A 15,454-nucleotide genomic window follows, 5' to 3' on the forward strand; every position below is an offset into this window, starting at 1 on the left:
TGCTGGAATGGGTGACGGAAGCGCCACGGAAGGGATTGCCATGGGCATCGACGACAAGATCCGCGAGGGCATCGACAAGGTCAAGGGGCTGGTCAACCAGCACGACGACAAGATCGACGCCGGGGTGGACAAGGCCGCCGACTTCGTCAACGACAAGACCGGCGGGAAGTACTCCGACAAGGTCGACGGGGTCGCGGAGAAGATCAAGGGCATGACCGGTGACAACGCCCCCGCCGCGCAGCCGGAAGACGCGCAGCCGCAGCAGTAGGCCCGCCGGGTCCGCTGGACGCGCCCCGGTCCGCCGCCCCCGTGAGGGGCGTACGGACCGGGGCGTCCTCGTCAGCCATAGAGCCGGAACTCCGGCTCCGGCTCGGTGGAGGGCGGGACCCGGAAGTGGCCCATCGTGAAGGCCATGATGTCGCGGAAGGCGGGACCGGCGACAGCGCCGCCGCCACCGCCGGGGGTGTAGGCGAAGACCGCCACGGCGTACTTGGGCGCGTCGGCGGGCGCGAAGCCCACGAAGGAGGCGACATCGCCGGACGCGTAGCCACCGTCCTTGGCGAGCTTGCCCGTGCCCGTCTTGCCCGCCACCAGGTACCCGTCCAGGCGGGCGGTGTGCCCGGTGCCGTCGGGGACCGCCACGGGCGCCTGGAGCAAGGTGCGCATCACGTCGGAGGTCGCCTGCGAGATCACCCGGTGCGTCTTCGGCGCCGCCGCCGGGGTGACGGTGCCGTCGGGGGCGACGGTGGACTTGATCAGCGTCGGCTGCACCCACGTCCCGCCGTTGGCGATGGCCGCGTAGGCGGCGGCCATCTGGAGGGGCGTGACGGCCACGCCCAGGCCGATCGGGATGGAGCCGTAGTCGGCGCCCTGCCACGTGGACGGCGGGCGCACGATGCCCTCGGCCTCACCGGCCACGCCGAGGCCGGTGATCGCGCCGAGCCCGTAACGCTGCTGGTACTCATAGAGCTTCTCCGGGCCGAGCTTGTCCGCCAGCGCGATGGTGCCGATGTTGGAGGAGTAGGCCAGGATGCCGTCGAGGGTCATCAGCCGCTCGGAGTGCGGGTGGCTGTCCTCGAACTTGTTGCCGCCGATCCACCGGTTCGGGGCGACCATGATCGAGTCGCCGGGCTTGATCAGCCCCTCCTCAAGGGCCGCCGAGACCACGATCGCCTTGTGCACCGAGCCCGGCTCGACCACCGCGTTGGCCGCCCAGTCGCGCATGAGCTTGTCGTCGTACTTCCACGGGTCGGCGGCGTCGTAGGTGGGCGCGCTGGCCAGGGCCACGACCTCGCCGGTCTTGACGTCCATGACCACCGCCGCGCCGAAGCTGGCGTTCTTCTTGGACATCGTGTCGACGAGGATCTGCTGGGTGCGGTACTGGAGGTCCTGGTCGATGGTGAGCTGGATGGACGAGCCGGGACGCGCGGGCTCCTCGCGGCTGTACCCGCCGGGGATCTCCTGGCCGTCCGGGCCGTTGGAGCGCTCGTAGGTGCGCTTGCCGTCGACGCCGCGCAGGACGTCGTCCCACTGCGCCTCCAGGCCGACCAGGCCCTTGCCCTCGTCGCCGGTGAAGCCCAGGACGTTGGCCGCCAGGTCGTGGCCGGGCACGATGCGCCGCTCGTCGTGGCGGGCGCGGACCGCGCCCAGGTTGAGCGCCTCGACGCGATCGCCGACCTCGACGTCCACGCCGCGCGCCAGGTACACGAACCGCAGGGGCGTGCCGTCGGGGTTCTTCTGCCGCTGGAGCTTGGGCAGCAGCTCCGAGGCGGGCACGCCCAGGATCGGCGCGAGCTGACCGGCCACGCCCTGCGGGTCGGTGATCATCTCCGGGTCGGCGTAGACGTAGCGCGCGTCGGCGGAGAAGGCCAGTGGCCTGCCGTTGCGGTCCAGGATGGAACCGCGCTCGGCGGGCAGGATCTCGGTGGTCAGCCGCTGGTCGAGGGCCGCGGCGGCGTAGGCGGCGGCGTCGGTGACCTGGAGCTGCACGAGGCGCCCGCAGATGACCATGAAGACCAGCATGAGCACGACCGTGCCGACCCGCAGGCGCTTGGTGGGGCTGGCCATGCGCGGCAGCCGCCGCTTGATCACCCGGCGCCTGCGCGCGGGGTTCTGCTGCGGGCGGGGACGGCGGTTGCCGGTGGCCGGCCGCTGGACGGGCGAGCCCTTGCGCGGTGCCTCCCGCTCCGCCGGGGCGGTCTTGCGGGCGGCGCCGTCCTTCTTGACCGGGCCGCCCTTGACGGTGGAGCCGCCGTCGAGCAGTTGCAGCGCCGGGCGGAACGGGTCGCGGTCGGTGCGCCGGACGGTCCCGCGCCGGACCGTGCGGCGCGGGTACTCGGCGGGCTGCCGCTCCTCGGGATAGCGGCTACGACGGCGAGACGCCGCGTCGCCCCGGCGGTTCTTGTCGAGTGGGACGACGCGGCGGTCTTCGTCGCGCCTGCGTTTGTCTTCTGACCTGCGCTCGTCGTCGGGCACCGCGGCTAGTTCCCCGGCTTCGGCATGGTCAGCTCACGTCCGTCGGGCAGCCGGATGTAGGTGACCTCGGTGGCGGGCACCAGGCCCAGCCGCTTGGCGGCGGCGGCCAGGTTGCCCGGCGAGGACAGCTCGGCGAGCTCGTCGTTGAGGCGCTGCTCGCGCGCGTTCAGGTCGGCCTGCTGGCCGCGCAGCTCGTGGAGGGCGAAGGCGTCCTCGTTGATGGCGGTGTTCAGCAGCAGCAGGCCCACGATCCCGGCGGCCACCAGGCCGATGAGGGACAGCACGAACGGCGTGCGCGCGGTGACGACCGGCGCCGGGGGCGCCACCGTCTTGGGGCGCTTGACCGGCGCGGCCTTCTTCGCCGGGGCCGCCTCGGTCCGCCGCCGCGGCTCGGCGGGCGCGATCATCGGCTCGGCGATCACCGGGTCGGCCACGCGCGGCTGGAGCGCGAGGGGACCGGCGGTCACCGGCGCGTCGGCGTCGCCGGCCAGCGCGCGGCGGCGCGAGTCGGCGGCCCTGGCACGGCGACGGGCCGCCTTGACGATCTCGTCGCGGTCGGCCCGGCCAAGGTTGGTGTTCTTGCGGTTCTCGCTCATGACTGGTCCTCCCCCTGGTCCGCGGCGTGGTGGCCGGGACGGATCCGCTCCGCGGCGCGCATGCGCGCCGAGGCCGCCCGCGGGTTGGCCGCGGTCTCCGCTTCGTCGGGTAGTTCCGCGCCGCGCGTCAGCAGGCGGAAGGTCGGTTCGGTGCCGGGCAGTTCGACCGGCAGCCCGGGCGGGGAACTGGACGTCACCAGCGGGGCGAACGCCCGCTTGGTGATCCGGTCCTCCAGCGAGTGGTACGACAGGACCGCGATCCGGCCGCCCACGGTCAAGGCGTCCAGCGCCGCCGGGAGGGCCCGCGAGAGGACCTCCAGCTCGGCGTTGACCTCGATCCGCAGCGCCTGGAAGGCGCGTTTGGCCGGATGCCCGCCGGTCCGCCGGGCCGCCGCCGGGATCGCGTCCCGGACCAGGTCGGCCAGCAGCCGCGACGAGGTGATGCGTTCCCTGGCGCGAGCCGCGACGATGGCCTTGGCGACCTTCGGCGCGAACTTCTCCTCCCCGTACTCGCGCAGGATCCGCGTCAGCTCACGGACGTCGTAGGTGTTGACGATCTCCTCGGCGGTGCGGCCGGTCGTGGGGTCCATGCGCATGTCCAGGGGCGCGTCCTGCGCGTAGGCGAAGCCGCGCTCGGCCTCGTCCAGCTGCATGGACGACACGCCCAGGTCGAACAGGATCCCGTCGATCGCCGGCACCCCCAGGCCGCGCAGGACCCTGGGGAGCTCGTCGTAGATCGCGTGCGCCGCGGTGAAGCGGTCGCCGAAACGGGCGAGGCGCTCGCCGGCCAGCTTGAGGGCGTTCGGGTCGCGGTCCAGGCCGATCACCGAGGCGCTCGGGAAGCGCTCCAGGATCGCCTCGGAGTGCCCGCCGAGACCGAGGGTGGCGTCCACGCACACGACATCTCCGCGGCCGGTGAGCGCCGGAGCCAACGCGTCCAGCACCGGTTCGAGCATCACCGGCACGTGCACGGGCTGCTCAGCCATCTCCCGACCCCCATCAATGTACGTACGCGGGGACCGTTCCCGAGGCGGCACGCGGGCCGTCGCGGGCCCGCATCGCGGTGTGCCTGTCCTTCGGGTACCGGCGGAAGTCCGTCGCTTCCTCCGGCGGGCGTCCATACCGCCTGGTCCCCATCCGCTGCGGCCGGTCCCTGGCACCGGGGAAGAAGTGCCAGGATCGGCCTTGGCGGCTGGAGACCAGGCGGTACGCCAGCCCTGAACGATCCCCGTTGTGTCGTTGTCCTCGGGCGGCGGGCCATGTCCGTGACCCTCCGCGTCTCCTACATGCCGGCGGGCAGTACGCCCTCCTCGATGTCGGCGAACGCCTCCTCGTTCTCGTCCAGGTAGGAATCCCACGCCTGGGAGTCCCACACTTCGACCCGCGTGCTCGCTCCGATGACGACAAGGTCGCGGTCGAGCCCGGCGTACTCCCGAAGCCTCTGCGGGATGGTGACGCGACCCTGTTTGTCCGGGATCTCGTCGTGCGCGCTCGCGAAGAACACGCGGCTGTACGCGCGGACCGCCTTACTCGTCAACGGTGCTTGCTGCAGTTCCTCCGCCAGGCGCGTGAACTCGGTGGTCGGGAAGACGTAGAGGCAGCGTTCCTGCCCTTTCGTCATCACCAGGCCGCCGGCCAGCTCCTCGCGGAATTTCGCCGGGAGAATCAGCCGGCCCTTCTCGTCCAGGCGCGGAGTGTGGGTACCGAGGAACATCGGTGCCCCCCTTCCCCCGTCGCCTTTTAGAGGAGGCCGGTGGGCCTCCCGGCTCCACCAGTTCGCCCCACTCTACTCCACTTCCCTCCACCCACAAGGCCCAAATCGGCGATTCGGGCTTGGCGGTTCGGGTATCGACGCAGGTCAGGGCCGGTGGAGTGAAGTGGAGTACGCGAGCCCTCCGGTGGGGGTTGACAGGGCGATTCGCCCTCCACCGGCCCTCGCGGTGTCCGGAACCCCTCCGGACGGGCTCCGCGCCGCCGGGCGTTCGCGCAGGTGGGTGCGGCAGTGGAGGCCGGTGGGGGAACGTGGCGGACGGGCGGGGAGGGAAGTGGAGCGGTCCCGGGGAGCGAAGTGGAGGACCCCCGCGCGGGGGACGCCGGACCGGGAATCCGGGGGGCCGCGGCCGCGCGCGCTTGGCAGGATGGGCCGATGAACCGTCCCGTGATCACCCGCTCCCTCAGCACGCACTCCCCCCTCACCCGCAGCCCTCGCGCCGTCCTCGCCCGGCTCGCCGCGCGCCCGGAGGCCGACCTCCACGTCCACGGCCCCGGCGGCATCACCGACGTCCTGGAGACCCGGGTCGCCGCCCTGCTCGGCAAGGAGCGGGCCCTGTTCTTCCCGACCGGGACCATGGCGCAGCAGGTCGCGCTGCGGATCCACGCCGAGGAGAAGGGCCGCCGCACCTTCGGCGCGCACCCCTCCAACCACCTGGACCTGTGGGAGCAGCAGGGCTACAACGCCGTCCACGGCCTGCGGTTCCGCCGTATCGGCGACCCCTACCGGCTGATGACGCTGGAGGACCTCACCGCGCCCGGCGAGCCCCTCGCGGCGGTGCTGTGGGAGCTGCCGCAGCGCGAGATCGGCGGGCTCCTGCCCGAGTGGGCCGATCTCACCGCCCAGGTCGACGCCGCGCGCGCCACCGGCGCCGCCGCGCACCTGGACGGCGCCCGGCTGTGGGAGGCCCAGCCCTACTACGAGCGCGCGCACGCCGAGATCGCCGGGCTCTTCGACAGCGTCTACGTCTCCCTCTACAAGGGCCTCGGCGGTGTCCGGGGCGCGATCCTGGCCGGTTCGGAGGCGTTCGTGGCCGCCGCGCAGGTCTGGCGCTGGCGCCTGGGCGGGCAGATCCCCGACGCCTGGCCGCTGAGCCTGTCCGCCCTCGACGGGCTGGACACCATCGTCCCGCGCATGCCCGCCTACCTCGAACACGCCCGCGAGATCGCCGCCGCGCTCAAGGGCCTCGACGGCGTCGAGGTCGTCCCGGGCGTGCCGCAGACGCCGCTGTTCCACGTGCACCTGCCGGTGAGCGCCGAGGCCGCGTCCAAGGCCTCCATGTCGATCATCGACGAGTACCAGATCCACCTCTTCGGCGGCGCCGCCACCGCTCCCCTGCCCGGGTGGAGCGCGGTGGAACTGAGCGTCGGCGACAACGCCATGGAGTTCGACGGCGGCGAGGTCGCCGAACTGTTCGCCGACCTCCTCGACCGCGCACGGACCCGCTTCGGCGGCTGAACCGCCCGGGTGGCGGGGGGAACGGACCGCTTCCCCCACCACCCGTCACGAAGTGCCCATCCACACCCCTCCCCCGCCAAAACGTCCCGCCCGAACGGCCGTGTGTCAGACTTCCGATGGCACCCGCACCACCTCCGCAAAGGACCGGTACCGATGACGAACCTCCCCGCGCGCGCACGGTTGGCGACGGCGCTGCTGCGCACGGCCGCCACTCTCTCCCGCGTCAGTGGGCGCGGGGACGGATCGGTCATCGGGGGCCGCGTCGGGCTGAAGGTCGAACCGCGCCTGCTGGCCATGCTGTCCGAGAACCGCCAGGTCGCGCTGATCTCGGGCACCAACGGCAAGACCACCACCACGCGCTTCACCGCCGCCGCGCTCGGCGCGCTCGGCCCGGTCGCCACCAACAGCTTCGGCGCCAACATGCCCACCGGCCACACCACGGCCCTGGCCAAGATGCCCGACGCCAGCAACGCCGTCCTCGAAGTCGACGAGCACTACCTCCCGCAGCTGCTCGCCGAGGCGAGGCCCCGCGTGGTGGCCCTCCTGAACCTCTCCCGCGACCAGCTCGACCGGGCCATGGAGGTCGGGATGCTCGCCGAGAAGTGGCGCACCGCCCTGGCCGCGCACCCCGACGTGCACGTCATCGCCAACGCCGACGACCCGATGGTCACCTGGGCGGCCAAGGCCGTCCCGAACGTCACCTGGATCGCCGGCGGCCAGCGCTGGCAGGAGGACTCCTGGGCGTGCCCGGAGTGCGGCAAGCGCCTCGACCGCTACGGCGAGTACTGGCGGTGCACCAACTGCGGCCTGACCCGCCCGTCCCCGCAGTGGTCGGTGGACGGCAACGCCGTCGTCGACCCCACCGGCCAGCGCGCCGAGCTCAGCCTCCAGCTGCCCGGCCAGGTCAACCGCAACAACGCCGCCACCGCCCTGGCCATCGCCGCCGAGTTCGGCGTCCCGCTGGCCGAGGCCGTCCCGCAGCTGTCCACCGTCCGCTCCATCGCCGGGCGGTACGCGGTGGTCCGCCGCGACGGGCGCCGCGCCCGGCTGCTGCTGGCGAAGAACCCCGCCGGCTGGCTGGAGGCCTTCGACATGCTCGACCCCGGCTGCCCGGTGACCCTCTGCCTGAACGCACGCGAGGTCGACGGCTACGACACCTCGTGGATCTACGACGTCGACTACGCCCCCGTCGCCGGGCGGCAGGTGCTGGTCACCGGCGACCGCCGCTTCGACCTGGCCGTGCGGCTCCAGGTCAACGGCATCGCCTTCACCGTCGTCGACTCCTTCGCCGACGCCCTGCGGGCCGCGCCCGAGGGCAACGTGGAGGTCATCGCCAACTACACCGCCTTCCAGGACATCCGAGCGGAGTTCGATCGTGTCAACTAGCCCCTTCAGCTCGCTCCGCCTGGTCTGGCTCTACCCGGACCTGCTGTCCACCTACGGCGACCGCGGCAACCTCCAGGTCCTGGCCTTCCGCGCCATGAGCCGCGGCATCGACGTCGACATCGTCGAGGTCACCAGCGACAAGCACATGCCCACCGAAGGCGACATCTACCTCATCGGCGGCGGCGAGGACGGCCCCCAGGCCCTCGCCTGCGAACGCCTCATCGCCGACGGCGGCCTCGCCCGCGCGGTGAACCGAGGCGCGGTGATCTTCTCGGTCTGCGCGGGATACCAGCTCATGGGATCCAGCTTCATGGCGAAAGGCCAGCAGTACGCCGGGCTCGGGCTGATGGACATCCAGTCGCAGCGTGGGGAGACGCGGGCGGTGGGTGAACTGGCCGGGGAAGTGGACCCGCGACTGGGACTGCCGACGCTGACGGGGTTCGAGAACCACGGGGGGCGGACTTTCGTGGGGCCCTCGGCGGCTCCGCTGGTTCGGGTGACCGCCGGGGTCGGGAACGACGGGCAGACGGAGGGGGCTTGGGCGAACCGGATCATCGGGACTTATTTGCACGGGCCGGCTTTGGCTCGGAATCCTGCGCTGGCGGATCTGTTGCTGGCTTGGGCGACGGGGCGGCAGTTGGGGGCGCTGGAGGACCGGTGGCCGGAGGCGCTGCGGGGGGAGCGGTTGGCGGCGGTGCTCGGGGGTGGGGGGAAGGGGTTAGGGCGGGGGGATGTGCGGGGGGATATGCGTGGGGATATGCAGAGTGCGATGGAGATGATTTGAGGGGTGGGGGGGTGGGCCTTTTGGTCACCCTCCACAGTCACCCTCCACAGTCACCCTCCACAGTCACCCTCCACAGTCACCCTCCACAGTCACCCTCCACAGTCACCCTCCACAGTCACCCTCCACAGTCACCCTCCACAGTCACCCTCCACAGTCTTTCGGCTTGCGGGCCGTGGGCGTCACCCAGCCCGCGCCCGGACCGTCGGGGCATGGCACGTCAGCCGGGGTTTTCTCTGACCCTCCGGCCGCGCACTTCTCCTTAGGCCTCGTCTCTCGGCTTGCGGGCTGTGCGCATCACCCAGCCCACGCCCAGGCCGTCGGGACATGGCACGTCACCCGGGGTTCCCTCTGACCCTCCGGCCGCACACTTCTCCTTAGGCCTCGTCTCTCGCCGCGGCATCTCTCGCCGCGGGCCGTGCGCCTCACCCCCGCCCGTGCCCGGCCGCCGAAGCCACGCCGTCGCGCATCCCGGTCCCCGAACCTCGCCGCAGCGGCTCTCCTGCCCTCGGCCCGCACCACCCCGGGCCGCACCACCCCGGGCCGCACCACCTCCGTCGTGCCTCTCCCCCTTGGCCCGGCCCTTCCATCCCCACCCTTCTCGTTCGGCGTGCTGCCTGCGGATCTTCCGTCGTTCGGCCTCGCAGACGGTGAACGATGAACCCGGGGGTGTCAAGACGGAAGAGCTGTCTTGACACCCCCAGAACCCTCGTTCCAAAGACCCGTCAGGCCGCACGCCAGAAGATCCAGCTCTCTTCGGGAAAGGTTGTGCGGGGCCTCGTCTGTCGTGACGGCCAGGCTTGCAAGCTGCGGGTCAGGTCAAGAGCCCTACCCTGCTACGCATCGCACCCGGCTTGTGACATCGTCCCCGGACCTCGCCTCGGGCGGGCTTCACCCATCGGTGGCCGAGACGCCTTCTCTCCTTTCGGCCTGCGGCTCGTCTTCCCTCTCCCTCGCCCTCCCCCGCTCCTCTCCTCTCCTCTCCTCTCCTCTCCTCGCCCGCTCCTCCTCTCACTCCCCCGCTCGTCTCTCTCTTCCCCGCCCTCGCACGCGGAAGGGCGCGGCCATCAGGCCGCGCCCTCCTCTGCTTCTCGTCTCTTCTACTTACCTTTTACCTTTCGTCCCCTCAGGCGACGATCGACACCATGCGCCCGGCCACCACGATGACCTTGCGCGGGGTCTTCCCGGCCAGGGCTGCCGCCACTCGTTCTTCCGCCAGGGCGGCGGTGCGGACTTCTTCCTCGGTCGCTTCCGCGGCGACTTCGATGCGGCCGCGGACCTTGCCGTTGATCTGGACGGGGTAGGTCACCGTGTCGACTACCAGGTGGGCCGGGTTGGCCGTGGGGTAGTCGGCGTTGGCCAGGGACTTGGGGTGGCCCAGGCGGTTCCACAGTTCTTCGGCGATGTGGGGGGCGATGGGTGCCGTCATCAGGATCTGGGCTTCGGCGACTTCGCGTGGCACCTCGTTCAGGCCGGTCACGTGGTTGTTCAGCGTGATCAGCTTGGCGATGGCGGTGTTCAGGCGCAGGTTCTCCATGTCCTCGCGGACGCCGTCGATGGTCTTGTGCAGGACCTTCAGGGTGTCGTCATCGGCTTGCGCGTCGGTGACGCGGACGGCACCCGTGGTCTCGTCTACTACGTTGCGCCACAGGCGCTGCAGGTAGCGCTGGGAGCCGATGACGGCGCGGGTCTCCCAGGGGCGGGAGGCCTCCAGGGGGCCCATGGACATCTCGTAGACGCGGAAGGTGTCGGCGCCGTACTCGTCGCACATCTCGTCGGGGGTGACGACGTTCTTCAGGCTCTTGCCGATCTTGCCGTACTCGCGGTTGACCTCGGCGCCCTCGAAGAAGTACTTCCCATCTTCTTCGGTGACCTCGGCGGCGGGGACGTACATGCCGCGCTGGTCGGTGTAGGCGTAGGCCTGGATCATGCCCTGATTGACCAGCTTGTGGAAGGGTTCCACGGTGGACACGTGGCCCAGGTCGAACATGACCTTCTGCCAGAAGCGGGCGTACAGGCAGTGCAGGACGGCGTGCTCGACGCCGCCGACGTACAGGTCGACGCCGCCGGAGACGCCGCCGTCGCGGGCGCCCATCCAGTAGGCCTCGTTCTCCGGCACGACCATCGCGTCGTCGTTCCACGGGTCGATGTAGCGGATCTCGTACCAGGAGGACCCGGCCCAGTTGGGCATGGTGTTGGTCTCGCGGCGGTAGGGCTTGGGGCCGTCGCCCAGGTCCAGGGTGACCTCGACCCATTCGGTGGCGCGGCTCAGGGGCGGCTCGGGGCTGCTGTCGGCGTCGTCGGGGTCGAAGGTCTTCGGCGAGAAGTCCTCCACCTCGGGCAGCTCCAGCGGCAGCATCGACTCGGGCAGCGCAACGGGGTTGCCATCGGTGTCCCACACGATCGGGAAGGGCTCGCCCCAGTAGCGCTGGCGGGAGAACAGCCAGTCGCGCAGGCGGTAGGTGACCGCGCCGGTGCCGTGGCCGTTGGCCTCCAGCCAGGCGATGATGGCGGCCTTGGCCTCGGCGACGCCCAGGCCGTTCAGGCTGACGCCCTCGCGCTCGGAGTTGATCGCCGGGCCCTCGCCGGTGAAGGCCTTGCCGTCCCAGCCCTCGGGGGGTGCGACGGTGCGGACGATCGGCAGCTCGAAGGCCTCGGCGAAGTCCCAGTCGCGCTCGTCCTGGGCGGGCACGGCCATGATCGCGCCGGTGCCGTAACCGGCCAGCACGTAGTCGGCGATGAACACCGGCACCTGGGCGCCGGTGACCGGGTTGGTGGCGTAGGCGCCGGTGAAGACGCCGGTCTTGACCTTGTCGCCCTCCTGGCGCTCGGCGTCGGTCTTGGCCGCGGCGAACTTGCGGTAGACGGCCACCGCCTCCGCCGGGGTGGCGTGCCCGTTCGTCCACACCGCGTGGGTGCCCTCCGGCCAGGCGCCGGGGACCAGCGCGTCGACCAGCGGGTGCTCGGGGGCCAGGACCATGTAGGTGGCGCCGAAGACGGTGTCGGGGCGGGTGGTGAAGACGCGGACGTCACCGGCGGGGCTCGGGAAGTCGATGTGCGCGCCGGTGGAGCGGCCGATCCAGTTGCGCTGCATCGTCTTGACCGGCTCGGGCCAGTCCAGGCCGTCCAGGTCGTTCAGCAGGCGCTCGGAGTAGGCGGTGATGCGCATCTTCCACTGCCGCAGGCTGCGGGTGAAGACGGGGAAGTTGCCGCGCTCACTGCGTCCCTCGGAGGTGACCTCCTCGTTCGACAGGACCGTGCCCAGCCCGGGACACCAGTTGACCGGCGCCTCGTCGACGTAGGCCAGGCGGAAGCCGTCGACGACCACGCGGCGCTCGGCGGCGGTCAGGGACGCCCACTCGCGCCCGCCGGGGACGGCGCGCTCACCCGAGTCGAACTCGGCGATCAGCTCGGCGACGGGCCGAGCCTTATCGGTGGCCTCGTCGTACCAGGAGTTGAAGATCTGCAGGAAGATCCACTGCGTCCACTTGTAGTAGCGCGGGTCGGTGGTGGCGAAAGAGCGCTTGGTGTCGTAACCCATGCCCAGGCGCTTCAGCTGCGCGCGGTAGCGGGCCACGTTCTCGGCGGTGATGTCGGCCGGGTGGCGGCCGGTCTGCACCGCGTACTGCTCGGTGGGCAGGCCGAAGGCGTCGAAGGCCATCGGGTGCAGCACGTTGAAGCCGGTCATGCGCTTGTAGCGCGCATAGCAGTCGGTGGCGATGTACCCCAGCGGGTGCCCGACGTGCAGGCCGGCGCCCGACGGGTAGGGGAACATGTCCATCACGAACAGCTTCGGCGCCCCGGCGCGCGGATGGCCGGGATCGGACAGCGGACCTGTGGGATTCACCGCGTCGAACTCGCCCTCGGCGGCCCAGTGGTCCTGCCAGCGGGGCTCGATCCGGGCGGCCAGCTCGGCGTCGTAGCGGAACGCCGGGACGTCGGCGTTATTGACGTCGCTCATTGTCGTGTCACCTCAAAGCCAGGTATGAACAGAGGGCATAAAAAATCCCCCCGCGCGTTTTCGCGCATGAGGGGGAGCCGTGCCGTCGCGGAAGCGTCACGCGTCAGCACGGCCTCGTAAGGAGCAGCTGGGCCGCCGTCATGCCTTGCAGTGTACCGCGAGGCCGCTGACCGGGTCATCGGCGTTGCGCGGCACCGCCCAGCAGGGACTCTATGTACGCGTGCGTCGGCGGGCTGTAGGCGCCCACCACCCGGCCGAGGACGCCGAGGGTCTCCGGCAGCGGCCAGTCGCCCGGCATCAGCTCCGACGGCAGGACCGGGACGCGCAGGAACACGCCGTAGGCCGGGCCCACGGTCCCCGCGTACGCCCGCAGCGTCTCCGGGCTCGGCCCCGGCGCGCCGTCCATGCCCTCCAGCGCGGCCAGGAGCCGGTCGCGGTGCCCGCGCAGCATCACCGCCAGCTCGTCCAGCTCCCAGGCGCGGCCGGCCACCTCGCGGGCCTGCCCGACGTCCAGGAGCAGGCGGCCGGTGTGCACCACCGCGCCGGGCGGGCGCGGTTCGAGGACGTCGGCGAGCCGGTCCACGCGGTCCTCGGCGCACACCAGCACGCCGGGCTGCATGGTCCCGTAGCCGACGAACCGGGCGTGGCGGCGCAGCCGGTCGCGGTAGGCGCGCTGGTCCTCGGGGACCTGGTGCAGGAGCACGTGGAAGTGGCCGCGCCACTCGGGGACGGTGACGCCGTCGCGCATGCGGCGGAAGGCCGCGGCGAAGTTCCCGGCCAGCTCGTAGTGGGTCTGCCGGCCCTCCCGCACGCCCGCGATCTGCCCTTCTCGGCGCATGCGGGCCAGCAGGCCGCGCGCGGCCGACTCCGACTGCCCCAGGTCGCCCAGGAGGCGGGTGAGGACCAGGCCCGGCAGGCGGTCGCGGCGGGCGGCGCCGAAGAGGAACGGGACGAGCCCGACGGCACGTCCCGGCCCTCGCGCGGGGCGCGCCGGTGGTGTTACATTCTCGTCCACGATCGTGTGATCGTTCATCACATAAGGATGGTGCCAGATGACCGCGGCGGATGCCTCCGCGCCACCCCGTAAGGGCGGTTTTCTCCGCGATTGGGCTCCGACGCTGCTGTTCAGCGTGGTGCTGCCGATCGTCACGTACAACGTGCTCACCTCGAACGGCATGAAGGTCACCACCGCGCTGCTGGTGTCCTCCGCCTGGGCGGCCTTCGAGCTCGGCCTGCACTTCCTGCTGCACCGGCGCCTGGACGAGCTGGCGATGCTGGCCCTGGTCGTGATGCTGCTGGGCTTCGCCGGGCAGCTCATCAGCGACAGCGAGCGCTTCGCGGTCATGAAGGACTCGGCGATCACCGGCCTGATCGGGCTGGCGATGTTCGCCTCGCTGCTGGCGCCGCGTCCCTTCGCCTTCTACTTCGGCCGCAAGTTCGCCACCGGCGGCGCGCCCGAGCGGGTGGACTGGTGGAACGGCCTGTGGCGGTTCCCCGGCTTCCGGGCCACCCAGCGCGTCATCACCACGGTGTGGGGCGCGGGCTTCCTGCTGGACGCCGGGCTGCGCACGGTCCTGGGCCTGAACCTGTCGACCGACGCGATGGTCACCATCAACGCGGTGATGCCGCTGGCGGTGACGGCGCTGCTGATCACCTGGACGATCCGGTACTCGCGGGCCAAGGCCAAGGCCGCCCGCGACGCCAACCCGGACGCCGCTCCCCCGGTCCCCTCCGCCTGAACCACCCGCCGCGCGGTCACCGCGCGATCACACGCGCCCGGTGCCCCTCACCGGGCGCGTTCGTGTACCGGCGTACCGTCGCCCGGGAAATGTTGTCGTCCAACTCGTTATGAACAAATGACCGGTCCGGCCTTTCGGATTCCGGTCTTCGGGCTGACATTATTCAGGTTGAGTCCGCACACGGGGAGGACGGCCGGCGCCGTCGTGGCGATGCTGCCCCCCATGGAAACGGCACGGTGCACCCCTTCGGCGCCGTGCCCCTTGTCGAGGAGGCCGAATGACCGTTCATCCCACCCGGAACGGCCAGGTGCAAGAGCTCGGGGCCCCAATGGCGCCGCATGAATTCAAGGCGGCGGCCGACTCCATCGTGGCCAACATCGAGCGGGTCATCGAAGGCAAGAACGCGATCGTCCGGCTGTCGCTGGCGGTGCTGGTCGCCGAGGGCCACCTGCTGATCGAGGACGTGCCCGGCGTCGGCAAGACGAAGCTCGCCAAGGCCTTGGCCCGGTCCATCCACAGCACCGTGCGGCGCATCCAGTTCACGCCCGACCTGCTGCCCAGTGACGTGACCGGTGTCTCCATCTGGAACCAGGACGCCCACGACTTCGAGTTCAAGCCGGGCGCGGTCTTCGCCAACCTGGTCGTCGGCGACGAGATCAACCGGGCGTCGCCGAAGACGCAGTCGGCGCTGCTGGAGTGCATGGAGGAGCGCCAGGTCACCGTTGACGGCCGCACCTACCCGCTGCAGACGCCGTTCATGGTCATCGCCACGCAGAACCCCATCGAGATGGAGGGCACCTACCCGCTGCCCGAGGCGCAGCGGGACCGGTTCACCGCGCGCGTGTCGATGGGTTACCCGGACGTGTCGGCGGAGCTGGAGATGCTCAATGTGCACGGCGGCGCCGACCCGCTCGACGAGCTCGGCCCGGTGGTCGACGCCGATCTCATCCGCCGCATGATCGCCACCGCCCGGCACGTCCACGTCTCCGACGCGGTCAAGCAGTACGCGGTCGCCCTGGTCCACGCCACCCGTGAGGCCCCCGACCTGCGCCTGGGCGCCAGCCCGCGCTCGGCGCTCCAGCTGGTCCGCACCGCCCGCGCCGTGGCGGCCCTGGAGGGCCGGGAGTTCGTGCTGCCCGACGACCTGCAGGCCCTCGCGGTGCCCGTCCTCGCCCACCGGCTGCTGCCCACCAGCGAGGCCCAGCTCGCCCGCCGCACGACCGACGCGATCGTCGCCGACATCGTCCACCGACTCCCGGTGCAGCGTCACGGCCACGGCAGGTAGGG

Annotated in this window: 12 protein-coding genes; 6 read left to right on the top strand and 6 right to left on the bottom strand. The window is 71.4% G+C overall.

What is annotated here, in order from left to right:
- The first annotated feature begins 40 nt into the window (after window positions 1-40).
- Window positions 41-268, top strand: a complete 228-nt coding sequence (locus QSK10_RS00940; RefSeq protein WP_285660614.1) for an antitoxin — start codon at window positions 41-43, stop codon at window positions 266-268.
- A gap of 71 nt (window positions 269-339) precedes the next feature.
- Here the strand turns inward: QSK10_RS00940 and QSK10_RS00945 are convergent, their stop codons facing one another.
- The 4 genes from QSK10_RS00945 to mraZ form a co-directional block, all read right to left on the bottom strand.
- Window positions 340-2,475 carry a peptidoglycan D,D-transpeptidase FtsI family protein gene (locus tag QSK10_RS00945; protein WP_285660615.1) on the bottom strand — a complete coding sequence of 712 codons (2,136 nt, stop codon included), beginning with the start codon at window positions 2,473-2,475 and terminating at the stop codon, window positions 340-342.
- A 5-nt stretch (window positions 2,476-2,480) separates the two neighbouring features.
- Window positions 2,481-3,071: a cell division protein FtsL gene (gene ftsL, locus QSK10_RS00950; RefSeq protein ID WP_285660616.1), complete on the bottom strand. Its 591-nt coding sequence runs from the start codon at window positions 3,069-3,071 to the stop codon at window positions 2,481-2,483.
- Window positions 3,068-4,057 (bottom strand): 16S rRNA (cytosine(1402)-N(4))-methyltransferase RsmH, encoded by a 990-nt coding sequence (gene rsmH, locus QSK10_RS00955; RefSeq protein WP_285660617.1) that lies wholly within the window; start codon window positions 4,055-4,057, stop codon window positions 3,068-3,070. The genes ftsL and rsmH overlap by 4 nt, the downstream gene beginning before the upstream one ends.
- A gap of 296 nt (window positions 4,058-4,353) precedes the next feature.
- Window positions 4,354-4,785 carry a division/cell wall cluster transcriptional repressor MraZ gene (gene mraZ, locus QSK10_RS00960; protein ID WP_285660618.1) on the bottom strand — a complete coding sequence of 144 codons (432 nt, stop codon included), beginning with the start codon at window positions 4,783-4,785 and terminating at the stop codon, window positions 4,354-4,356.
- Window positions 4,786-5,217: 432 nt separating this feature from the next.
- On the opposite strand from mraZ, the gene QSK10_RS00965 reads away from it, so the two are divergent.
- The 3 genes from QSK10_RS00965 (at window position 5,218) to QSK10_RS00975 (ending at window position 8,470) form a co-directional block, all read left to right on the top strand.
- Entirely contained in the window at window positions 5,218-6,300 is a 1,083-nt protein-coding gene (locus QSK10_RS00965) for a threonine aldolase family protein (protein ID WP_285660619.1), read from the top strand.
- 153 nt (window positions 6,301-6,453) lie between these two features.
- Window positions 6,454-7,686, top strand: a complete 1,233-nt coding sequence (locus tag QSK10_RS00970) for a MurT ligase domain-containing protein (RefSeq protein WP_285660620.1) — start codon at window positions 6,454-6,456, stop codon at window positions 7,684-7,686.
- Entirely contained in the window at window positions 7,676-8,470 is a 795-nt protein-coding gene (locus tag QSK10_RS00975) for a type 1 glutamine amidotransferase (RefSeq protein WP_285660621.1), read from the top strand. Before QSK10_RS00970 ends, QSK10_RS00975 begins: the two co-directional genes overlap by 11 nt.
- A gap of 1,123 nt (window positions 8,471-9,593) precedes the next feature.
- On the opposite strand, the gene leuS is transcribed toward QSK10_RS00975, so the two are convergent.
- Both leuS and QSK10_RS00985 read right to left on the bottom strand, forming a co-directional pair.
- Window positions 9,594-12,428 carry a leucine--tRNA ligase gene (gene leuS / locus QSK10_RS00980; RefSeq protein WP_285660622.1) on the bottom strand — a complete coding sequence of 945 codons (2,835 nt, stop codon included), beginning with the start codon at window positions 12,426-12,428 and terminating at the stop codon, window positions 9,594-9,596.
- 175 nt (window positions 12,429-12,603) lie between these two features.
- Window positions 12,604-13,461: a hypothetical protein gene (locus tag QSK10_RS00985; protein WP_285660623.1), complete on the bottom strand. Its 858-nt coding sequence runs from the start codon at window positions 13,459-13,461 to the stop codon at window positions 12,604-12,606.
- Between the two features lie 19 nt (window positions 13,462-13,480).
- On the opposite strand from QSK10_RS00985, the gene QSK10_RS00990 reads away from it, so the two are divergent.
- A complete protein-coding gene (locus tag QSK10_RS00990) occupies window positions 13,481-14,167 on the top strand; it encodes a VC0807 family protein (RefSeq protein ID WP_285660624.1) in 687 nt (228 codons plus the stop codon).
- 328 nt (window positions 14,168-14,495) lie between these two features.
- The gene (locus QSK10_RS00995; protein ID WP_349497667.1) at window positions 14,496-15,452 is read left to right on the top strand and encodes an AAA family ATPase; all 957 of its coding nucleotides are present in this window, start codon (window positions 14,496-14,498) and stop codon (window positions 15,450-15,452) included.
- Window positions 15,453-15,454: the final 2 nt, after the last annotated feature.

This window comes from Actinorhabdospora filicis, assembly GCF_030269765.1.
Classification (GTDB): Bacteria; Actinomycetota; Actinomycetes; order Mycobacteriales; family Micromonosporaceae; genus Actinorhabdospora; species Actinorhabdospora filicis.